The organism is Streptomyces sp. TAA204 (assembly GCF_000424965.1).
The window spans coordinates 248,218-268,676 of record NZ_AUKW01000003.1; the positions used below are offsets into that span (position 1 = coordinate 248,218).

17 protein-coding genes are annotated in these 20,459 nt (G+C 72.4%); 10 read left to right on the plus strand and 7 right to left on the minus strand.

The annotated features are described in order from the left end of the window. The first annotated feature begins 11 nt into the window (after positions 1-11). Complete coding sequence (locus H343_RS29250) at positions 12-1,700, plus strand: YibE/F family protein (RefSeq protein ID WP_078505107.1); 1,689 nt, start codon at positions 12-14, stop codon at positions 1,698-1,700. Here H343_RS29250 and H343_RS0106795 read toward each other — a convergent pair. Then, positions 1,660-1,884, minus strand: a complete 225-nt coding sequence (locus tag H343_RS0106795) for a DUF5326 family protein (protein ID WP_028430529.1) — start codon at positions 1,882-1,884, stop codon at positions 1,660-1,662. The two genes, H343_RS29250 and H343_RS0106795, sit on opposite strands and share 41 nt — an antisense overlap. Positions 1,885-2,113: 229 nt before the next feature. Next, on the minus strand, positions 2,114-2,431 hold the full coding sequence (locus H343_RS0106800; protein WP_028430530.1) for a cupin domain-containing protein: 318 nt from the start codon (positions 2,429-2,431) through the stop codon (positions 2,114-2,116). An 84-nt stretch (positions 2,432-2,515) separates the two neighbouring features. On the opposite strand from H343_RS0106800, the gene H343_RS0106805 reads away from it, so the two are divergent. From H343_RS0106805 to H343_RS0106820, 4 genes are read left to right on the plus strand one after another with little or no spacing between them, the layout of a single operon-like run. Continuing rightward, positions 2,516-2,893 carry a phage holin family protein gene (locus tag H343_RS0106805; protein ID WP_028430531.1) on the plus strand — a complete coding sequence of 126 codons (378 nt, stop codon included), beginning with the start codon at positions 2,516-2,518 and terminating at the stop codon, positions 2,891-2,893. Between the two features lie 15 nt (positions 2,894-2,908). After that, positions 2,909-3,436 (plus strand): low molecular weight protein-tyrosine-phosphatase, encoded by a 528-nt coding sequence (locus H343_RS0106810; protein WP_028430532.1) that lies wholly within the window; start codon positions 2,909-2,911, stop codon positions 3,434-3,436. After that, on the plus strand, positions 3,436-4,389 hold the full coding sequence (locus tag H343_RS0106815; protein ID WP_037902701.1) for a fructosamine kinase family protein: 954 nt from the start codon (positions 3,436-3,438) through the stop codon (positions 4,387-4,389). Before H343_RS0106810 ends, H343_RS0106815 begins: the two co-directional genes overlap by 1 nt. Before the next feature lie 5 nt (positions 4,390-4,394). Continuing rightward, positions 4,395-5,525 (plus strand): cystathionine gamma-lyase, encoded by a 1,131-nt coding sequence (locus H343_RS0106820; RefSeq protein WP_486586809.1) that lies wholly within the window; start codon positions 4,395-4,397, stop codon positions 5,523-5,525. A 19-nt stretch (positions 5,526-5,544) separates the two neighbouring features. Here the strand turns inward: H343_RS0106820 and H343_RS0106825 are convergent, their stop codons facing one another. From H343_RS0106825 to H343_RS29255, 3 genes are all read right to left on the minus strand, one after another. Then, positions 5,545-6,510, minus strand: a complete 966-nt coding sequence (locus H343_RS0106825) for a hypothetical protein (protein WP_028430535.1) — start codon at positions 6,508-6,510, stop codon at positions 5,545-5,547. Between the two features lie 181 nt (positions 6,511-6,691). Beyond that, positions 6,692-7,852, minus strand: a complete 1,161-nt coding sequence (locus H343_RS0106830) for a metallophosphoesterase (protein ID WP_028430536.1) — start codon at positions 7,850-7,852, stop codon at positions 6,692-6,694. A gap of 258 nt (positions 7,853-8,110) precedes the next feature. After that, entirely contained in the window at positions 8,111-9,301 is a 1,191-nt protein-coding gene (locus H343_RS29255) for a LacI family DNA-binding transcriptional regulator (RefSeq protein WP_078505109.1), read from the minus strand. Between the two features lie 343 nt (positions 9,302-9,644). Between H343_RS29255 and hisC the strand changes: the two genes are divergently transcribed. The 4 genes from hisC (at position 9,645) to cydD (ending at position 17,315) form a co-directional block, all read left to right on the plus strand. Next, positions 9,645-10,724, plus strand: a complete 1,080-nt coding sequence (gene hisC / locus H343_RS0106840; RefSeq protein ID WP_028430537.1) for a histidinol-phosphate transaminase — start codon at positions 9,645-9,647, stop codon at positions 10,722-10,724. A 284-nt stretch (positions 10,725-11,008) separates the two neighbouring features. Further along, positions 11,009-12,529, plus strand: a complete 1,521-nt coding sequence (locus H343_RS0106845; RefSeq protein ID WP_037902883.1) for a cytochrome ubiquinol oxidase subunit I — start codon at positions 11,009-11,011, stop codon at positions 12,527-12,529. Positions 12,530-12,539: 10 nt separating this feature from the next. Then, complete coding sequence (gene cydB, locus H343_RS0106850) at positions 12,540-13,541, plus strand: cytochrome d ubiquinol oxidase subunit II (RefSeq protein ID WP_028430539.1); 1,002 nt, start codon at positions 12,540-12,542, stop codon at positions 13,539-13,541. A gap of 9 nt (positions 13,542-13,550) precedes the next feature. Continuing rightward, complete coding sequence (cydD, locus tag H343_RS29260) at positions 13,551-17,315, plus strand: thiol reductant ABC exporter subunit CydD (RefSeq protein WP_078505111.1); 3,765 nt, start codon at positions 13,551-13,553, stop codon at positions 17,313-17,315. On the opposite strand, the gene H343_RS29265 is transcribed toward cydD, so the two are convergent. Both H343_RS29265 and H343_RS0106865 read right to left on the minus strand, forming a co-directional pair. After that, on the minus strand, positions 17,209-18,168 hold the full coding sequence (locus tag H343_RS29265) for an HAD family hydrolase (protein ID WP_486586810.1): 960 nt from the start codon (positions 18,166-18,168) through the stop codon (positions 17,209-17,211). The two genes, cydD and H343_RS29265, sit on opposite strands and share 107 nt — an antisense overlap. 136 nt (positions 18,169-18,304) lie before the next feature. Then, positions 18,305-19,219: an LLM class flavin-dependent oxidoreductase gene (locus H343_RS0106865; RefSeq protein ID WP_028430540.1), complete on the minus strand. Its 915-nt coding sequence runs from the start codon at positions 19,217-19,219 to the stop codon at positions 18,305-18,307. A 244-nt stretch (positions 19,220-19,463) separates the two neighbouring features. Here H343_RS0106865 and htpX point away from each other — a divergent pair, with 244 nt between their 5' ends. Then, the gene (gene htpX, locus H343_RS0106875) at positions 19,464-20,375 is read left to right on the plus strand and encodes a zinc metalloprotease HtpX (RefSeq protein WP_028430542.1); all 912 of its coding nucleotides are present in this window, start codon (positions 19,464-19,466) and stop codon (positions 20,373-20,375) included. Positions 20,376-20,459 lie beyond the last annotated feature (84 nt).

Consider the following 20,459-nt stretch of genomic DNA (forward strand, 5'->3'; position numbering starts at 1 on the left):
GAGCTCCCGCGATGTGCAAAGGCGTCTCCACGCTAACGGCTCACCGTGGTGCTGAACAGAGCACCCCGACTGGACATGCTTGCGATGATTCGGGGGTGACTCCGACTCCTCCGTACCCCTCCGGCAGGCAGGCACCGGGCCCGGCGAACTCCTCGCAGGTTCCGGGGCAGGGCCCTTTGCAGGAGCAGCATCAGCATCCGCCCGGCTCCGGGCACGGGCCCGGTGACGCGCACGGGCCCGGTGACGGCCATGGTCGGGGTCACGGGGGGCACGGTCATGGGGGGCACGGCCACGGCCACGGGCCCGCCGCGCCCGTCTCCCGGCACCTGCGCAAGATCATCGCGGCGGTGCTCATCCCGTTCGCCGTCGCGGTGATCGCCGGTCTGGTGGCGCTGTGGCCCGGTGGTGTGCCCGGCCACGGAGGCCCCGACGGAGTGGGGTTCGACCGGCCCACCTTCCCGGCGCGTGTGACGGCGGTGACCGAGGTCGACTGCGAGGACGTGAACGTACGGCAGCCCTCCCCGCAGGGGCCCGGCCAGTCACCGGGCGCGCAGGGGCAGGGCGGGGACGGCGCCGGGTCGGACGGCACGTGCCGGAAGGCCACCGTCGAGGTCGCCGAAGGCAAGGACAAGGGCGACACCTTCACCGAGGTGATCCCGCCGGACGCCACCCGCACCTACACCACCGGGCAGGAAGTGGTCGCCGCCTACGCCGCGAACGCTCCCCGCGAGCTGCGCTACAGCGTCATCGACGTCGACCGTGACGTGCCCATGATTCTGCTGGCGGGGATCTTCGCGCTCTTCGTGGTCCTCGTGGGGCGGCTGCGCGGAGTCCTGGCGCTCGCGGGACTGGTGGTGAGCTTCGCCGTGCTGACGCTCTTCATCCTGCCCGCCATACTCCAGGGTTCGAATCCGCTGGTGGTCGCGGTGGTGGGAGGCAGCGCGATCATGCTGGCGACGCTGTACCTGTGCCACGGCCTCTCCGCCCGTACGTCCGTGGCCGTGCTCGGCACACTGATCTCGCTGCTGCTGATCGGGGTGCTGGGTTCGCTGTTCATAGGCTGGGCGGCGCTCACGGGCAACACCGACGACCAGACGAGTCTCGTGCACGGGCTCTATCCCGACATCGGCATCCAGGGCCTTCTGCTGGCCGGCGTCCTCATCGGTTCGCTCGGCGTGCTGGACGACGTCACCGTCACTCAGACGTCCGCGGTGTGGGAGCTGAAGGAGGCCGACCCGAGCGCGGGCTGGCGGAAGCTGTACGGAGCGGCGATGCGCATCGGCCGCGACCACATCGCCTCGGTGGTCAACACCCTGGTGCTGGCCTACGCGGGAGCCGCGCTGCCGCTGCTCCTGCTGTTCTCGATCGCGCGGAGCAGCGTGCCGACGGTGGCGACGAGCGAGGTGGTGGCCGAGGAGATCGTGCGTACGCTCGTCGGCTCGATCGGCCTGGTCGCCTCGGTACCGGTGACGACGCTGCTGGCGGCCCTGGTGGTCTCCGCGGACAGGTTCCGCGGGGGCGGGGACGGGCCTGCCGGTCCGGCTGCCCGTCCGGCGCCGGCGGGGGCCCCGGACCCCGCGGCCGGGGTCCGTACGGGCCCCGGCGCGGCGGGTGCGGGCGCCGAAGTCCGGACGGGCGGCGGGACGGCGCCCGCCGCCGTCACCAGTCGTCGCGGCGGGAAGAGGAGGAAGCCGAAGTGAAGTGACGTACGAGGTAGATGAGGCCGCCGACCAGCGCCGCGAAGATCAGCAGCTTGAAGAGCAACCCGATGACGAAGCCGACGATGTTGGCGATCAGGCCGCCGAAGACCACTACCGCGATGACCGGGATCGCGACCCACTTCACCCACCACGGCATGCTCCTGATGATCCCCTTGGCGTCCATGAACTGCTCCTGTGGGCCGGCCGGCCCGGCGTGCGGACCGGTTGAGTGCGAGCTGTGAGGCGGAATCGCCGCCACCTTCCGCCTTCGATGCTAGAGCGCCGCCGCCCGCACCGGGAGGGCAGGCGCCCCCGGTCCTACCCTGAAACCGCCCCCGAGGCGGACCCGGACACCGGGTGGGCGGGCCTTGGAGGAGCGCGCCGGGCGGCCGGGGCCGGGAGCGGGGCGGGACTCAGCCCTCGGGCGGCGCGAAGACGACCAGCACCCGCAGGTCCTCGCTGATGTGGTGGAACTTGTGCGGCACGCCCGCCGGTACGTAGACGACACTGCCGCGCGCGACGGCCGTCGTCTCGTTGCCGACGGTGATGGCGCCGCGGCCGCTGACGACGAAGTACACCTCGTCCTGCTTGTGCGGCTGCTGCGGGTCGGCGGTGCCGCGGTCGAGGGCGTAGAGGCCGACGGACATGTGGCGCTCCCGCAGGAACTGGAGGTACGCGCCGTCGTGCGCGGTCCGCTCCGCCTCCAGCTCGTCCAGCCGGAACTCCTTCATCTCGCCGCCCACCCCGCGTCTTCCGCTCGACCCTTGCCAGGGACCCCGTGCGATGCGGGAGTCCGGTTCTGCCACGATCACACTATGACGAATTTCCTCATCAAGACGCTCGCGAACGCTGTCGCCCTCGCGGTCGCCACATGGCTGGTGTCCGGTGTCGACCTCACCGGTGCCGACACCGGTGAGAAGACGGTCACGCTGATCGTCGTAGCGCTGATCTTCGGCGTGGTGAACTTCGTGGTCAAGCCGCTGCTGAGCCTGCTCTCGCTGCCGCTGCTGATCGTCACGCTCGGCCTGTTCACGCTGGTGATCAACGCGTTGATGCTGATGCTCACCTCCTGGGTGGCCGACCAGCTCGACGTGAGCTTCCATGTGGACGGATTTGGCGCGGCGTTCCTCGGCGGCCTGATCATCTCGATCGTGGCGTGGGCGCTGCACATGGTCCTGCCGGACCGGGACTGAGGGACGGCCGAGGAGATGGAGACCATTCGCGTCTGTTTCGTCTGCACGGGCAACATCTGCCGCTCCCCCATGGCCGAGGCCGTCTTCCGCTCCCGGCTGGAGGACGCGGGGCTCGACGGCAGGGTCGTCACCAGCAGCGCGGGCACCGGCGGCTGGCACGTGGGAGAGCCCGCGGACCCGCGTACGGCCGCCACCCTGCACGATGCCGGATACGAACTCGACCACGCCGCCCGCCAGTTCGAACCCGGCTGGTTCGCCGGGCACGATCTGGTCATCGCCCTGGACGAGGGGCACGAACGCGAACTGCGCGCGATGGCCCCCACCCCGCGTGACGAGGCGAAGACGAGGTTGCTGCGCAGCTACGACCCGACGGCTTCCGAGCGGGACGGCTTCGGCTTCGACGTGCCCGACCCGTACTACGGCGGCTCCGAGGGCTTCGAGGACTGTCTGCGGCTCGTGGAGGCAGCCATGCCCGGCCTGCTCGCCGAGGTCGTCGCGGCCCTGGAGGGCGGCGGGGCACTCCGGCAGGAGGCGGCGGACTGATGGCGGCGCCCGCCGACCGCGTGCGCCGGCTGACGGGCGCCGCCGAGGTCACCGGCGCACAGCGCGTACCGGGCGGAGACATCTGCGACGCCTGGCGCGTCACCCTGCGCGGCGGGGGCGGCGCCGGTGGCGGTCCGGAGCGCACCGTGTTCGCCAAGACACTCGCGGAGCCCCCGCCCGGCTTCTTCGAGGCCGAGGCGGCCGGGCTCGCGCTGCTCGGCGGTACGGGCGCGGTCGCCGTCCCCGAGGTGCTCGCCGTCGGCGAGGACGTGCTGGTGCTGGAGTGGGTCGAGCCGGAAGCGCCCACCCCGGCACTGGCCGAGCGGCTGGGGCGTGACCTGGCCGCGCTGCACGGGGTGCCCGCGTCCTCCTACGGCACGCCGGGACGTACCGGCTACCTCGGCACGCTGCCCCTGCCCGATCCCGGTGGCCCCGGCACCGGCCCCGGCACCGGCCCCGGACGCGACCCCGGCGAACTCGATGCCGGCTGGCCGGACTTCCACGCCGAGCACCGGCTGCTGCCCCTCCTGCGCAGGGCCGTCGACGGCGGCACCATCGCCACGGCCGACGCCCGGGACGTGGAGCGGCTGTGCGAGGAGATCGGCCGGGTCGCGGGCCCGCCGCAGCCGCCCGCCGTCATCCACGGCGATCTGTGGTCCGGCAACGTGCACTGGTCCCCGGGCCGGGCCCGGCTCATCGACCCCGCGGCCCAGGGCGGTCACCCGGAGACCGATCTGGCCCTCCTCGAACTGTTCGGCTGCCCGGAACTCTCCCGTATCCTCGCCGCGTACGAAGAGGTACGTCCGCTCCAGGGCCGCGCCCGCCGCGTCCCTCTCCACCAGTTGCAGCACCTGCTGGTGCACGCCGTCCTCTTCGGCGCCGGCTACGGCGCGCAGTGCGGGGCGGCGGCCCGCGCAGCCCTGGGCGAGCCCGGCCGACACAGGAGAGCATGACCGCCATGAGCACCGACAGCGACGCCACCCGTGTCGTACGCGCGGGACTGCCGGGCGAAGAGCCCTACGCCCCGCCTCTGCCCGGCCCGGTCTTCGCCGCGCACTACCACCTCCCCGGCGACCCGGCTGGTGCGCCGTACGCCTACGGACGTGACGCCAACCCCACCTGGACCGCTCTCGAAGAGGCTGTCGGCGAGCTGGAGTCCCCCGGCGAACCCGCGCACACGGTCACCTTCGCCTCCGGCATGGGCGCCATCTCCGCCGTGCTGCTCTCCTTCGCCCGTCCCGGCAGCGTCGTGGTGCTCCCCGAGGACGGATACAACCTCCTCGCCGGGATGCGCGAGCGGCTGACGGGCTTCGGCGTCGAGGTGCGTACGGCACCCACCGCCGGGGACGCGCAACTGGCGCAGCTCGACGGCGCGTCACTCCTGTGGATCGAGTCGCCGAGCAACCCCGGTCTGGACGTGTGCGACATCCGGCGGCTCGCGGGCGCCGCCCACGAACGCGGCGCGCTGGTGGCCGTCGACAACACACTCGCCACTCCCCTCGGGCAGCGTCCGCTGGCACTCGGCGCGGACTTCGCCGTCGGCAGCGGCACGAAGGCGCTGACGGGGCACGGCGACATCCTGCTGGGCTATGTCACCTGCCGCGAGGAGGAGCAGGCGGAGCGGGTGCGGCTGTGGCGCAAACATGTCGGTGCCGTCCCCGGTCCGATGGAGGCGTGGCTCGCCCACCGCTCGCTGGCGACACTCGACGTGCGCACGCAGCGCCAGGCGTCCGGTGCGCGTGCCGTCGCCGAGGCGCTGCTCGAACGCCCCGAGGTCGGTGGCGTACGCCATCCGGGCCTGCCCGGCGACCCCGCGCACGAGCAGGCGGCGCGGCAGATGAGCCGGTTCGGCTGCGTCGTCTCCTTCACGCTGCCGGACAGGGAACACGCGGAGCGCTTCCTCGGCGCGCTGCGGCTGGTCGACGACGCGACGAGCTTCGGCGGTGTCCGCTCCACGGCGGAACGGCGCGGACGGTGGGGCGGGGACGCCGTCCCGGAGGGGTTCGTGCGGATGTCGGTCGGGGTGGAGGACGCCGGGGACCTCGTCGCCGATCTGCGTCAGGCGCTGGACGTGGCCGCGGGGCGGTAGCACGCGGCCGCCTGCTCGCCTACTCGGGAGGGTGCTCGGGGCCGCCGTACTCGGGGCTGGAGTAGTCCGGGCTCGAGTAGCGCGGCCCTGCGCTGCGCCCTTCCCGGCCGTCGGAGGGGCTGCGGCTGGAGAAGTCCGGCCCCGAGTAACCGAGCCGCGGGGTGCGCTCCGGGCCGCCCGTCGGCTCCCGCCCGGGCTCCGGGGCGTAGCTGGCGGGGGCGCGGGTGGCCGGACCGTCGGCCAGGGCCGTGGCAAGGAACGGATGGATGCCGTGTTCCAGCAGAGCCTCCCGCCAGGCGGCGCGTGCCTTGGAGACCTGCTCGGCGAGGCCGGCCGCACCGCTCGCGTCCGGGGCGCGCGCGGTCTCCTCGGCCGCCCTGCGGCGTGCGCCCGCTCCGTTGCGCAGCGCCGTCAGCCACAGCTCCACCATGGCGACGACGATCCCGGCGGCGGCGAGCACCGCGAAGACCCAGCCCGCGCCGCGCATCGGGGCCGCTATCGCGGGTTCGGGCGTCATCACGTGCAGCAGATAGCCCAGGACCAGGAAGATGACGGCGGCCGTACCGGCGAGCAGGGGGAGCAGGACGGAGACCATCGCGACCAGCCCCGCGCCCGCCGCCTCGGTGACACCTTCCCCCATGGCGCCCGCCAGGCTGAGCCCGCCGCCTCCCGCCTCGCGCTCGGCCTCGTCACCGGCGTGGCCGCCGGCTCCGGCGCCCTGTCCCTCGTGTGTGGGAGAGGCGGAGTCCGCAGGCCGGCGCAGCTCCGTACGCAGGCCGACGAAGTGCGCGTACTCGTCCGCCGCGTTGGCCGCGATCACGGTGGCCGCGCTGAGTGCCATGGTGCGCAGCTGCTCAGCGTTGAGCTTCTCGCCCGGCGACGCCAGGGCAGGGCGCCGGGCGGCGGAGCGCAGGGCCTCGTCCAGGGCTCGTTCGAACTCGGGCCGGTCTTCGGGCAACAGGTGCGGAGCGTTGTTCATGTTCATCCCCCGATGCTCCGTTGGGCCGTCGGTGGCCGGTCGGCGGGGCAGCCGTGGCGAGGGGTAGGGGAGCTCGCCGCGGCAGGACCGATCGTAGAGGGAGTCCGGCACCCCTTGAGAGAGAGTTTCCGTTAATTGCCCTCTTCCGGCAATGTATTCCGCGCCGCCCGCGCCCGCTCGTGACTCCTCACGCCCGCCCGTGAACAGGCTGTTCCGCCAAGGGCAGTTGGGTGACCAGAAGCTTTCCGGCCATGGTCACGCCGCCGTCCATCGCCAGTGCGAGCCCGTCGGCGTAGACGTGCGGGCCCGTCACGTCGGGCGCGGCGTCCTCGTCCTCGCTGCCGACCTCGCCGAGCAGGTACGGAATCGGGCTGTGGCCGTGCACGACGCGGTCGCCGCCGAAGACGGAGAGCAGCCCGCGGGCGTTCTCCGTGCCCTGGTCGTCGCGGAAGGCGAAGCGCTTGGTGAACTTGCGGAACAGGTCCCAGGTCTCGTCGGCGTCGTTGAGCTGGAGCGCCTGTGTGACGGCGTCGTTGACGGCCTCGATCGTGGTCCCGTAGTCGAGGTAGCAGGTGGCGTCGGAGTGCACCAGCAGATGTCCGTCGGCGAGCGCCATCGCGTCCAGCCGGGACATCCACTGGATGTGGTGGTCCTGGAGCCGCTCCATGTCGGCGCGCTGGCCTCCGTTGAGCAGCCACGCCGCCTGGAAGGAGGCAGTGCCGGCACTGGAGTTGACGGGGGTGTCGCCGAACCGCTTGGCGCCGATGAGCAGCAGTTCGTGATTGCCCATCAGGGCTTTGCAGTAGCCGCCCGCGGCGGCGGCCTGCGCGGAGAGGTTCATGACCAGGTCGATGACGCCGATGCCGTCGGGGCCGCGGTCGGTGAAGTCCCCGAGGAACCACAGACGGGCGTTGTCGGCCGTCCAGTTGTCCTGCGCGTCGATGATCCCGGCTTCCCGCAGCGCGGTGCGCAGTTCGCCGAGATAGCCGTGCACGTCGCCGACGACGAAGAGCGGACCGTCGCCGTCGTTGGTGGTCGCGTGCGCGGGAAGGTCCACGAGGGTGGGCTCCCGGCCCGCGTCCGTACCGGCGTTGATCACCGGGAGGTCGCGCTGGGTGGGGGTGTAGCCCTCGGGCTCCGCGCCGTTGCCGTTGCCGTTCCCGCCCGGCGGTGCGGGAGCCGCGGCGGGCGGCGGCGGAGCCGGATGTGCCGGGGTGTTCCCGCCGGGTGGCTCCGAGGCCTGACGCACGGACGGCCACGGCGCCGGGACGCCCTCCGGGGGCGGACCGCCGCCCTGCCACATGACGGGTCCCTGACCGGCCCCCTGAGTCATCGACCCCTCCACCATCGCGTGCCGCCGTGCACCTGTCCGGAACCGTGCCCCGCCTGACTCGGCGGGGAACTCCCCGCCCGCTGCCTGTCGCGCTGACCCAAGGTCCACGGGTCCACAGTTCCACAGGTCGAGAGCGGGTTCCGGTGTCGTGCGCCCATCATAGGAACGCCTGTGGCGGCTTGTGACGCAACTGGGGGTGGCAATTGAGGCTCGTGGGCCGGGGGATGGCGCATTCCTCCGGGTTTTCCCCTCTCGTCCGTGGTCCGGGAGTCGTCAGTTGTCGGCGGGCTGTCCGTCGGCGGTGGCGTCGGCGGTGGAGTCCGCGGTGGGGCCCGCCGTGGAGTCCGCGGCGGGAGAGCGCGGCGCGCTGATGGTGGTGCGCTGCGGCCGGCGCTGCGAGGACGTACGGACGATGAGGTCGGTCGGCATCACCTGGTGTGTCGGACGGCCGTCGTCGATGCCCTCGATGGCGTCGATGAGGAGCTGGACGACCGTGTTGCCGGTCCTGCCCGGCTTGAGGGAGAGCGTGGTGATGGGCGGTTCGGTGGCGGCGTAGACGCTGGACTCGCTGCAGCACACCAGCAGCAGGTCCTCGGGGACGCGCAGCCCGTAGCGGCGTGCGGCGGCGAGCAGGTCGGTGCCGTTGGGGTCGAAGAGTCCGTAGACGGCGTCGGGGCGGTCGGGGCGCGCGAGCAGACGGTCGGCGGCGACGGCGCCGGCGCAGGGGTCGTGGGCCGGGTAGTGCTCGTAGACCGGTTCCTGTCCGACGCGTTCGCACCAGCCGAGGTAGGCGGAGGTGGACAGGCGCGTGTAGGTGTCGGTGCTGGTGCCGGTCAGCAGCCCGACGCGGCGGGCGCCGGACTCTGCGAGATGGTCGAGGAGACCGCGGACGGCCTCCTCGTGGTCGTTGTCGACCCAGGCGGTGACGGGCAGCGAGCCGGCGGGCCGTCCGTCGGAGACGACGGGCAGTCCGGAGCGCACGAGTTCGGAGACGACGGGGTCCTCGTCCGAGGGGTCGATGACGACGGTGCCGTCGAGAGCGACGTTGGACCACAGGTCGTGCCGCGAGGTGGCGGGCAGGATGACCAGCGCGTAGCCGCGTGCGAGCGCCGCCGAGGTCGCGGCACGCGCCATCTCCGCGAAGTACGCGAACTCGGTGAAGGTGAACGGTTCTTCGCCGTATGTGGTGACCGTGAGCCCGATGAGCCCCGACCTGCCGGTGCGGAGCGTACGGGCGGCGGCCGAGGGGCGGTAGCCGAGGCGTTCGGCGACCTCGCGCACGTGGCTTCGGGTGGCGTCGGGCAGCCGGCCCTTGCCGTTGAGCGCGTCGGAGACAGTCGTGATGGAGACACCGGCCGCGGCGGCGACATCGCGGATGCCCGCGCGCCCGTTCAGCCGGCTCCCCCCGCGTGCGCTGCGGGAGGCCGCTGTCCGGCTTACCTGATGCTTCTCTGCTGCTGTCATGGCGACCCGATCGTAGGCCCGCGACGGAGGGTGAACGTGACGCTCCGCGAGGGCTCCGGAAGGCACGATTCTGCACGCCTTCGAAGTACCAACTACCTTGGAAAACAGGGTAGTTGACGCTCCGTCATAAACTTTGTCGCCCTCCGGGGCCGGTTGTGCCAACGGACACGGTGATGTCTCGAGGAGGTCTCAACTCACCTTCATGAGTGATGCGCGCCACCGCTTCCGCTACGGGCGCGGGCGTGCGTGGGGGAGCTCATGACGCACACCCGTACGCCCCACGCCGGATTCCTCTTAAGGTGAGAAGCATTGATGCCGGCGTCGGGGACGAGGAGGACCAGCGGTGAGCGAGAAGACACCCAGGCTGCGCAGCGCGCTCGAGGGGATTCCCACCTACAGGCCCGGCCGGCCGGCGGCCTCGGGGCCCGCCGCGTACAAGCTCTCCTCCAACGAGAACCCCTTTCCCCCGCTGCCGGGTGTGCTGGAGACCATGACGGCCGCCGCCGGGAGCGCCAACAGGTACCCCGACATGGCCTGCACCGCCCTGCTGGCCGAGGTGGCGGACCGGTTCGGCGTCCCCGTCGAGCATGTCGCGACCGGCACGGGCTCGGTCGGCGTCGCCCAGCAGCTCCTCCAGTGCACCGCGGGGCCGGGCGACGAAGTGATCTACGCCTGGCGCTCCTTCGAGGCCTACCCGATCATCACCCAGATTTCCGGCGCGACGTCCGTGCAGGTGCCCCTGACGGACGGCGAGGAGCACGACCTGGACGCGATGGCCGACGCCGTCACCGACCGCACCCGGCTCGTGTTCGTCTGCAACCCCAACAACCCCACGGGCGTGGCCATCCCCCGAGCGGCGCTGGAGCGTTTCCTGGACCGGGTGCCGGAGGACGTGCTGGTCGTCCTGGACGAGGCCTACCGCGAGTTCGTACGCGACGAGCGGGTCGTCGACGGCATCGAGCTCTACCGTGAGCGCCCCAATGTGTGTGTCCTGCGGACCTTCTCCAAGGCGTACGGGCTGGCAGGGCTGCGGGTGGGCTTCGCCGTCGCGCACGAGCCGGTGGCGGCCGCCCTGCGCAAGACCGCCGTCCCCTTCGGCGTCAGCCGGATCGCCCAGGACGCGGCGGTGGCCTCCCTGCGCAGCGAGGAGCAGCTGCTGGAGCGGGTGGAGACGCTGGTCGCCGAGCGTGCCCGCGTCTCACGTGAACTGGTCGCCCAGGGCTGGACGGTGCCCGAGTCGCAGGCCAACTTCGTGTGGCTGCGGCTCGGCGAGCGTACGACCGGATTCGCGGCGGCCTGTGAGACGGCGGGCGTGATGATCCGGCCCTTCGCGGGCGAGGGTGTGCGGGTGTCGGTGGGGGAGCCGGAGGCCAACGACCTCTTCCTGCAGACGGCCGCCGCCTTCCGCAAGAGCGAGTACTGAGTCCGTTCCGCCCGGCCTCTCCTCGCTCCGGCCCGGCTCCGGCCCCGGACGCCCCCGCACCACCACCGTCCCGCCCGCATCGCCCGTTCTCCTGGGCCCCGCGGGCGGGACGGCGCTTTCGGGGACCCCGCTGTGCTGACCCGGGAGACCGGTCGTAATATTGCTTGTGAATGTGAACTCATTCACGAGCGCCCCATTCCGGCCCGGTCACACCCGCCCCAAGCGGGACGGAACGCCACCCGGCGGCGGCGCGGAGGCACAGGCAAAGGAGAGAGCCGGTGGAGATCACAGCTCTGGCGCCGGAGACCCTGGCGCGCTGGCAGTTCGGCGTCACGACCGTCTACCACTTCCTCTTCGTCCCCCTGACGATCTCGCTCGCCTCGCTCGTCGCGGGACTGGAGACCGCGTGGGTGCGTACCGGCAAGGAGAAGTACCTCCGGGCCACCAAGTTCTGGGGCAAGCTCTTCCTGATCAACATCGCGATGGGTGTGGTGACCGGCATCCTGCAGGAGTTCCAGTTCGGGATGAACTGGTCGGACTACTCCCGCTTCGTCGGCGACGTCTTCGGCGCCCCCCTCGCCTTCGAGGCGCTGATCGCGTTCTTCTTCGAGTCCACGTTCATCGGCCTGTGGATCTTCGGCTGGGACAAGCTGCCCAAACGCATCCACGCCGCCTGCATGTGGATGGTCGCGATCGGCACCGTGCTCTCCGCGTTCTTCATCCTGGCCGCCAACTCCTGGATGCAGCACCCCGTCGGCTACCGCATCAACCCGGACAACGGCCGCGCCGAACTGACCGACTTCCTCCGCGTGCTCACCCAGAACACCGCGCTGGCCCAGTTCGCCCACACCCTCGTCGCCGCATTCCTCACCGGTGCGGCGTTCATGGTCGGCGTCGCCGCCTACCACCTCGTGCGCGGACGGCACGTGCCGGTCATGCGGACCTCGCTGCGGCTGGGCCTGATCACCATGGTCGTCGCCGGTACGCTCACCGCCGTCAGCGGCGACCGGCTGGGAAAGATCATGTACGACCAGCAGCCGATGAAGATGGCCGCCGCCGAGGCCCTGTGGGAGACGCAGGCGCCGGCACCCTTCTCCGTCTTCGCCTACGGCGACGTCGACGAGGGACACAACAAGGTCGCCGTCGAGATTCCCGGCCTGCTCTCCTTCCTCGCCCACGACAACTTCTCCGAAGCCGTCCCCGGCATCAACGACACCGAGAAGGCCCTGCGCGAGAAGTACGGCGACACCATGGACATCGCCGACTACCGCCCCAACATCCCCGTCGCCTACTGGTCCTTCCGCTGGATGATCGGCTTCGGGATGACCTCCCTGGCGCTGGGCGCCGCCGGTCTGTACCTCACCCGCCGGAAGCTGTGGCTCTCACCCCGGCTGCGCACCACCGCGAAGGAGGTGCCACGCCTCGCGCTGACCAGGGACCGCGAGCTGGGGCCCGTACTCACCCACTGGTACTGGCGGCTCGCGCTGCTGACCATGGCCTTCCCGCTGATCGCCAACTCCTGGGGCTGGATCTTCACCGAGACCGGCCGTCAGCCCTGGGTCGTCTACGGCGTGCTGCCCACCTCCGCCGCCGTCTCCCCCAACGTCAGCCAGGGCGAGGTGCTCACCTCGATGCTCGTCTTCATCGCGCTGTACGCGGTGCTCGCCGTCATCGAGGTCAAGCTGCTCGCCAAGTACATCAAGGCAGGACCGCCCGAGCTGACCGAGGCCGACCTCAACCCGCCCACGCGGATCGGCGGGCACGACGAGAACGACCCCGACCGGCCCATGGCCTTCTCCTACTGAGGAGCGTGCGATGCAACTTCCCGACATCTGGTTCGCGGTCATCGCCGTCCTGTGGACCGGCTACTTCTTCCTGGAGGGCTTCGACTTCGGCGTCGGCGTCCTCACCCGGCTCCTCGCCCGCGACCGCCGCGAGCGCCGCGTACTGATCAACACCATCGGCCCCGTCTGGGACGGCAACGAGGTCTGGCTGCTCAGCGCGGCCGGCGCCACCTTCGCCGCCTTCCCCGACTGGTACGCCACCCTCTTCTCCGGCTTCTACCTGCCGCTGCTGCTCATCCTCGTCTGCCTCATCGTCCGCGGGGTCGCCTTCGAGTACCGCTCCAAACGACCGGAGAGGAACTGGCAGAACCGCTGGGAGACGGCGATCTTCTTCACCTCCCTGCTGCCCGCGTTCCTCTGGGGCGTCGCCTTCGCCAACATCGTGCGGGGCGTGCCGATCGACGCGGACAAGAACTACGCCGGCACCGTCGCGGACCTGCTGGGCCCCTACGCCCTTCTCGGCGGCCTGGTCACCCTGACCCTCTTCACCTTCCACGGCGCCGTCTTCACGGCCCTGAAGACGACCGGGGACATCCGCGTACGCGCCCGACGCACCGCCACCGGTCTCGGCCTGGCCACCGCCGTCCTCACCGCGCTCTTCCTCGGCTGGACCCAGCGGGAGAACGGCGACGCCATGAGCCTGGCCGCCGCAGCCGCCGCCGTCCTCGCGCTCCTCGTCGCCCTCGCCGCCAACGCGGCCGGCCGCGAGGGCTGGGCGTTCGCGCTGTCCGGGGTGACGATCGCCGCGACCGTCGCCACGTTCTTCCTCGCGCTCTTCCCCGACGTCATGCCCTCCTCGCTCGACCCCGACTGGAGCCTGACCGTGCAGGGCGCGGCCTCCAGCCCGTACACGCTGGAGATCATGACCTGGTGTGCGGGCTTCGCCACACCCGTCGTCCTGCTCTACCAGGGCTGGACGTACTGGGTCTTCCGCAAGCGCATCGGCACCCAGCACATCGCCGACAACCACTGAGGCCGGCCCATGAAACCCGTCGATCCGCGCCTGCTCACCCACGCCCGCACCACGCGCGCCTTCCTCGCCGCCTCGGTGCTGCTGGGCGTCGTCACGGCGGCGCTCGTCATCGTGCAGGCGATGCTGATCGCGGACATCGTGGTCGGCTCGTTCCAGGAGCAGTCCTCACCCCAGGACCTGCGAACCCAGCTGCTGCTGCTGGCCGCCACCGCCCTCGGACGTGCACTGGTGTCGTGGCTGACCGAACTGGCCGCCCACCGCAGCAGCGCCGCGGTCAAGTCCGAACTGCGCGACCGGCTGCTGGAGCGGGCCACGCTCCTGGGCCCGTCCTGGCTCTCGGACCGGCGGACCGGCGAGCTGACCACCCTCGCCACCCGCGGAATCGACGCGCTCGACGGCTACTTCTCCCGCTACCTGCCCCAGCTCGCCCTGGCCGTCGTCGTCCCCGTGGCCGTGCTGGCCCGCATCGTCACCGCCGACTGGCTCTCGGCGGTGGTCGTGCTCGTCACGCTGCCCCTCATCCCGCTGTTCATGGTCCTCATCGGGTGGGCGACGCAGGCCCGTACGGACCGGCAGTGGCGGCTGCTGACCCGGCTGTCCGGGCACTTCCTCGACGTCGTCGCCGGCCTGCCCACACTCAAGGTCTTCGGACGGGCCAAGGCACAGGCACACAACATCCGCGCCATCACCTCCGACTACCGCCGCGCCACGCTGCGCACCCTGCGCATGGCCTTCCTCTCCGCCTTCGCGCTCGAACTGCTCGCCACGATCTCCGTCGCCCTCGTCGCCGTCGGCATCGGCGTCCGCCTCGTGCACGGCGAGCTCGACCTCCGTACCGGGCTCCTCGTCCTCGTACTCGCACCCGAGGCGTACCTCCCGCTGCGCCAGGTCGGCACCCACTACCACGCGGCCGCCGAAGGGCTCTCGGCCGCCGAGGAGGTCTTCGCCGTACTGGAGGAGGAGCCCCCGGCGCCCTCGCGCACCCCCGCGCCCGCTCTGCGCGGCGCGACCGTCACCCTCGACGGCCTCGCCGTACGCCACGAGGGCCGGGCCCGGGACTCCCTTCCCGCCACGGACCTGACGCTCGCGCCGGGCGAGACCCTCGCCCTCGCCGGTCCCTCGGGCGCGGGCAAGTCGACGCTGCTGCACGCCCTGCTCGGCTTCACCCGCCCCACCCGCGGGAGCATCCGCGTCGACGGAACCGACCTGCACGAACTCGACACCGTCAGCTGGCACTCCCAGATCGCCTGGGTTCCCCAGCACCCCCACCTCTTCGCGGGCACGGTCGCCGGCAACGTACGGCTGGCCCGGCCCGCCGCCACGGACGACGAGGTGCGCACCGCCCTCGCCCAGGCCGTGACGGACCTCGACCCGGCCACCGTCCTCGGCGAAGGCGGTACGGGCATCTCCGCGGGCCAGCGTCAACGTGTCGCACTGGCCCGAGCCTTCCTCGCCGACCGGCCGCTGCTGCTGCTGGACGAGCCGACAGCCGCGCTGGACGCCACGACCGAGTCGGCGATCGCCGACGCCCTCCGCCGCCACGCGGAGCACCGCACGGTGCTTCTGGTCGCCCACCGCCCGGCCCTGCTCGCGGTGGCAGACCGCGTGGTCACGCTCTCGGCACCGGAACCGGAACCGGAGGTCTCCGCGTACGAGGAGGAGCGGCCCGCGGCCGTCCGCCGGCCCCTCCCTGACAGCAGCCCGCACGGCCTTCCGGACGACGGGGAGAGGGAGGCCGGCGGGGACGCCCGTCGGGCGGGCGGCGCGAACGCGGCCGGCGACGGGACGGAACACGGCGACGGGACGGAACGCGGCGACGGGACAGGCGAATCCGGCGGCGAAGCCGCCGCCACGAGCACCTTCCACGGACCCGGGCGGCTGCGCCGGGCCCCCCGGTTCGCCCTCGCCCTCCTCCTGGGCTCCCTCGCCCTCCTCAGCGCCGTCGGCCTCATGGCCACCTCCGGCTGGCTGATCTCCCGTGCCTCCCAGCAGCCACCGATCCTCTACCTCATGGTCGCCGTCACGGCGACCCGCGCCTTCGGCATCGGCCGTGCCGTCTTCCGCTACACGGAGCGGCTCGTCTCGCACGACGCGGTGCTGCGGGTCCTCGCCGACGTCCGCGTCCGCGTCTACGCACGGCTCGAACGCCTCGCACCCGCCGCCCTCGGCCGGGCCCGCAGGGGCGACCTCCTCACGCGCCTCGTCAGCGACGTGGACGCCCTGCAGGACCACTTCCTGCGCTGGCTGCTCCCCGCGTACGTCGCGGCCACCGTCTCCCTGGCCTCCGTCGCCTTCACCGGCGCGGTCCTCCCCGCCGCGGGTGCCGTACTCGCCCTCGGCCTGCTCACGGCGGGCCTCGCCGTCCCCGCCCTCACGGCTGCGGTCTCCCGGCGCACGGAACGGCAACTCGCCCCGTCACGGGGCACGCTGACGACACGCGTGGTCGATCTGCTGACCGGGACGGGCGAGCTGACGGTCGCCGGCGCGCTTCCGGCCCGCAGGGCCGCCGCCCGCGACGCGGACAGCGCCCTCACACGCCTGGCCGGCCGTTCGGCCGCCGTCACCGCTCTGGGAGCGGGCCTGGCCGCCCTGGTCTCCGGCCTCACCGTCACCGCCGCCGCCTGGGCCGGAGTCTCGGCCGTGCACTCCGGGCGCCTGGACGGGGTGTGGCTCGCCACGGTCGTCCTCGTACCGCTCGCCGCCTTCGAGGCGGTGGGCGGGATGCCGCTCGCCGTCCAGTACCGCCAGCGCACCCGGCGCTCCGCCGAACGCGTCCAGGACGTGCTGCGGGCGCCCGAGCCGGTCAGCGAACCCTCCCGCCCCGAACCGCCCGCACCCGACTCCCCCTTCCCGCTGTCCCTGCGCGGTCTGACCGTGCGCTATCCGGGCGGGCCCGGCAGCGAGGAGCCGTGGGACACCCGGGCCGAAGGCCGCACCCCGCGCGGTCCGGACGTCGCTGTTCCGGCGCCCGGCCACCCGCCGCTCGCCGGCTTCGACCTGGACCTGACCCCCGGACGCCGCGTCGCCGTCGTCGGGGTGTCGGGTTCCGGCAAGACCACCCTCGCCCACGCGCTGCTGCGCTTCCTGGACGCGGACAGCGGCTCCTACACGCTCGGCGGAGTCCCCGCGGGCGACCTGCGCTCCGACACGGTGCGGCGCATGGTCGGGCTCTGCGCGCAGGACGCCCACATCTTCGACAGCAGCGTGCGCGAGAACCTCCGCCTCGCCCGTACGGACGCGAGCGACGCCGACCTCCACGGGGCGCTGGCCGCCGCCCGCCTCGACACCTGGGTCGCCACGCTCCCGGACGGCCTCGGCACCCTCGTCGGCGAACACGGCGCCCGGCTCTCGGGAGGGCAGCGCCAGCGGCTCGCACTCGCCCGCGCGCTGCTGGCCGACTTTCCCGTCCTCGTCCTCGACGAGCCCGCCGAGCACCTCGACCTGCCCACGGCGGACGCGCTGACCGCCGATCTGCTGGCCGTCACCGAGGGCCGGACGACGCTCCTCATCACGCACCGGCTGCAGGGCCTGGACGCGGTGGACGAGGTGATCGTGCTCGACGGCGGACGTACCGCAGAGCGTGGCACGTACCGGGAACTGGCCGCCGCGGACGGGCCGTTCAGCCGGATGCTCGCACGGGAGGCGGACGCCGCCCGCGACCTGAGCGCTACGGGGCGGCCGGCCCCGCCTCGTTCGCCGGCGCCTTCTCCGGTGCCTTCGCCGACGCCGGCGCCGGCGCGGCGCCGGGCAGACCGAGGAGCAGCTTCTCGATGACCTCGGCGACGCCGTCGCTCTCGTTGGTGGAGGTGCGGTGCGTCGTGGCCGCCAGCACCTCCGGATGGGCGTTGGCCATGGCGTAGGACGTTCCCGCCCAGGACAGCATCTCCAGGTCGTTGGGCATGTCCCCGAAGGCGACGACCTCCTCCGGCCGAACCCCGCGGCGGGCGCACCAGCGCTCCAGCGTGCTGGCCTTGCTCACGCCGCTGCCGCTGATCTCCAGCAGGGCGGACCTGCCGGAGCGCGTGAACTGGGCGTGCGCCCCCGCCGCCTTCCGGCCCAGCGCGAGGAACTCGTCCGGTTCCGCCTCGGGGTGGTACGCGAGCAGCTTCAGCACGGGCTCGGCGTTGCCGGGGCCCAGCAGCTTCTCCACCGGGGCGACGATCCCGAGGGGGTCGGGGTGCAGCGCCGGATACAGGGGTTCGAAGTGGATGCCTCCGGTGCGCTCGACGGCGAAGCTGACGTCCGGAGCGGCCTCCCGCAGGGCGTCCACCACTGTCAGCGCGTTCTGCTGATCGAGGGGCCGCACGTCGATGATCCGCCGCCCCCGGTGCAGGTCGACGACCGCCGCACCGTTCGCGCAGATGGCGAGGCCGTGCCCGTGGACGTGGTCGCTGACGACATCCATCCAGCGCGCGGGGCGCCCCGTGACGAAGAAGACATCGAGACCAGCGACCTCGGCGGCGGCCAGGGCGGCGACCGTACGGTCCGAGACCGTCTTGTCGTCGCGCAGAAGAGTGCCGTCGAGGTCGGTCGCGATCAGCCGGGGGCGTACCGGTGCCGCTCCGGAGCGGGCCGGGGCGAGCGGTGACGGGCGGGCGGAGGCGCAGGGGGAGGTGCGGGAAGACAAGCGGGAGGCGCCAGGGGCGGGAGTTGCGCGCGGCTCATTCACAGCGTCCATCATCGCGCATATGCACGCACACCCGTGCGGAGGACCTCCCCGATGAGCACCCGGCGCCTTCTGCGGCCGCCGGAAACGATCCGCGTCAGGCCCGGCCCGGCAGCTGCGCGAGCGCCTCGGTGGCGATCCGCTCGAAGACCCGCTCATCGGCGGCGAAGACCGTCCCCGGAACCGGCCAGTGCAGCACGATCTCGGTGACTCCCGCCTCCGCGTACCGTCCCGCGAAATCCACGAAGGCGTCGAGGGAGTCCAGCGGTCTCCCCGGAGTGAAGCCCGCGAGCAGGATCTTCCCCAGCTCTGCCGGGTCCCTGCCGGTCTCGGCACACGCTCCGCCTAGCCGGACGATCTGACGGCGCACGGCCTGCACACCCTCGTCCGGTGTGCCTGTCGCGGCGATGCCGGGGTCGCCGGGAGTCACCCACGCCTGCCCGTAGCGCGCGGCGAGCAGGAGGCCGCGCCGTCCCGTGGCGGCGACGGTGAACGGCAGCCGGGGGCGCTGCACACAGCCGGGGATGCCGCGGGCCTCCCGCGCCGAGTAGAACGTCCCGTCGTAGGAGACGACCGGATCGCGCAGCAGCCGGTCGAGGAGCGGCACGAACTCGCCGAAGCGGTCGGCGCGCTCGCGGGCCGACCAGGGGTCCTGGCCGAGCGCCGTCGCGTCGAACCCCTTGCCGCCCGCGCCGACGCCGAGCGTGATCCGGCCGCCGCTGATGTCGTCCAGGGACATCAGCTCCTTGGCCAGCGGCACCGGGTGGCGGAAGTTGGGCGACGTCACGAGCGTGCCCAGCCGCAGGCGTTCCGTGGACACCGCGGCGGCGGTCAGCGTGGGGACGGCGCCGAACCACGTCCCATCGCGGAAGGGCTCCCGCCACGAGAGGTGGTCGTAGGTGTAGGCGGTGTGGAAGCCCAGCTCCTCCGCCCGCTGCCACCGCTCGCGACCGCCGTCATGCCAGCGGTCGACGGGGAGGATCACGGCGGACAGGCGCAAGGAGGACGTCATGCCGCCGAGGTTACGGGGGGCCTCCGTCAGGGCGCAGGGAACCCGGGCCCGGACGGTGTCGCAGGTGGTGATCGCCCGAGCGCTCCGGGTCATTGGCCGGTCGGGTACCGGAAAGGGGACAATTACCTCAATGGTGTCGGTCTGCGCCGGCCCGGTCCGCGATGACGTGAGACGCGGCAGGGGCGGGAGGCGCCGGGAGGACACGCTCGGGGACGGCCGAGACAGGTGAGGAGGAGCGACGGTCATGGCAGCAGTTCACAGCCGGTACGTCGCCGACCGCGGACTGACCAGCCGCATGGTGATCACGATGTTCTTCATCGGGCTGCTCTACGTGGTGCTCGTCGGAACGCTGATCGCGGTCATGAGCAACGCCTGGCCACTGATCGTGCTGGCAGTGGGCGCGCTCTTCGTCGCGCAGTTCTGGTTCAGCGACCGGATCGCCGCCTTCAGCATGGGGGCCCGCGAGGTCACCCCGGAGCAGGCCCCCGAACTCCACGGCGCGGTGGACCGCCTGTGTGCGCTGGCGGACATGCCCAAGCCGAAGGTGGCCCTGGCGGAGAGCGACGTACCCAACGCCTTCGCCACCGGGCGCAGCCGGAAGAAGTCGATGGTCTGCGCGACCACCGGGCTCATGAGACGCCTGGAGCCCGAGGAACTGGAGGGAGTGCTCTCCCACGAGCTGTCCCACGTGGCGCACCGCGACGTGGCGGTGATGACGATCGCCTCCTTCCTGGGCGTACTGGCGGGCGTACTGACACGCGTCGCGCTCTTCGGCGGACTGAGCCGGGCCGGGCGGGGCAACGACAACGGCGCGGGGCTGCTCTTCCTGCTGATCCCCCTGGTGAGCATCGTCGTCTACGTCATCAGCTTCCTGCTGACCCGGCTGCTCTCGCGGTACCGCGAACTGTCCGCGGACCGGGCCGGAGCACTGCTGACGGGGCGGCCCTCGGCCCTGGCCTCGGCGCTGACGAAGGTGAGCGGCCAGATGGCCCGCATCCCCACCCGCGATCTGCGCAAGGCCGAGCCGTTCAACGCCTTCTACTTCGTGCCCGCCTTCTCCGGCGAGAGCGTGGCCACGCTGCTCTCCTCGCACCCGCCGTTGGAGCGCCGCCTCGACCAGCTCAGCCGCATCAGCACGCAGCTCGGGCAGCAGTGAGCGGCCGGGCACACAGGTGTCCGGCCGCCGTCCGCCGGGACACCAGGGCTTCACGGCCCGGCGCCCGCTGAGCGCCACCCCCTC

Bases quoted from the DNA above. Each gene is read 5' to 3' on its own strand.
- H343_RS0106820 (WP_486586809.1), top strand. From the start codon at position 4,395: ATGAGCACCGACAGCGACGCCACCCGTGTCGTACGCGCGGGACTGCCG.
- H343_RS0106865 (WP_028430540.1), bottom strand. From the start codon at position 19,219: ATGACGTCCTCCTTGCGCCTGTCCGCCGTGATCCTCCCCGTCGACCGC.
- H343_RS0106810 (WP_028430532.1), top strand. From the start codon at position 2,909: ATGGAGACCATTCGCGTCTGTTTCGTCTGCACGGGCAACATCTGCCGC.
- H343_RS0106830 (WP_028430536.1), bottom strand. From the start codon at position 7,852: ATGGTGGAGGGGTCGATGACTCAGGGGGCCGGTCAGGGACCCGTCATG.
- H343_RS0106800 (WP_028430530.1), bottom strand. From the start codon at position 2,431: ATGAAGGAGTTCCGGCTGGACGAGCTGGAGGCGGAGCGGACCGCGCAC.
- H343_RS29255 (WP_078505109.1), bottom strand. From the start codon at position 9,301: ATGACAGCAGCAGAGAAGCATCAGGTAAGCCGGACAGCGGCCTCCCGC.
- H343_RS0106795 (WP_028430529.1), bottom strand. From the start codon at position 1,884: ATGGACGCCAAGGGGATCATCAGGAGCATGCCGTGGTGGGTGAAGTGG.
- H343_RS0106815 (WP_037902701.1), top strand. From the start codon at position 3,436: ATGGCGGCGCCCGCCGACCGCGTGCGCCGGCTGACGGGCGCCGCCGAG.
- cydB (WP_028430539.1), top strand. From the start codon at position 12,540: ATGCAACTTCCCGACATCTGGTTCGCGGTCATCGCCGTCCTGTGGACC.
- H343_RS29250 (WP_078505107.1), top strand. From the start codon at position 12: ATGTGCAAAGGCGTCTCCACGCTAACGGCTCACCGTGGTGCTGAACAG.
- htpX (WP_028430542.1), top strand. From the start codon at position 19,464: ATGGCAGCAGTTCACAGCCGGTACGTCGCCGACCGCGGACTGACCAGC.
- cydD (WP_078505111.1), top strand. From the start codon at position 13,551: ATGAAACCCGTCGATCCGCGCCTGCTCACCCACGCCCGCACCACGCGC.
- H343_RS0106825 (WP_028430535.1), bottom strand. From the start codon at position 6,510: ATGAACATGAACAACGCTCCGCACCTGTTGCCCGAAGACCGGCCCGAG.
- H343_RS0106805 (WP_028430531.1), top strand. From the start codon at position 2,516: ATGACGAATTTCCTCATCAAGACGCTCGCGAACGCTGTCGCCCTCGCG.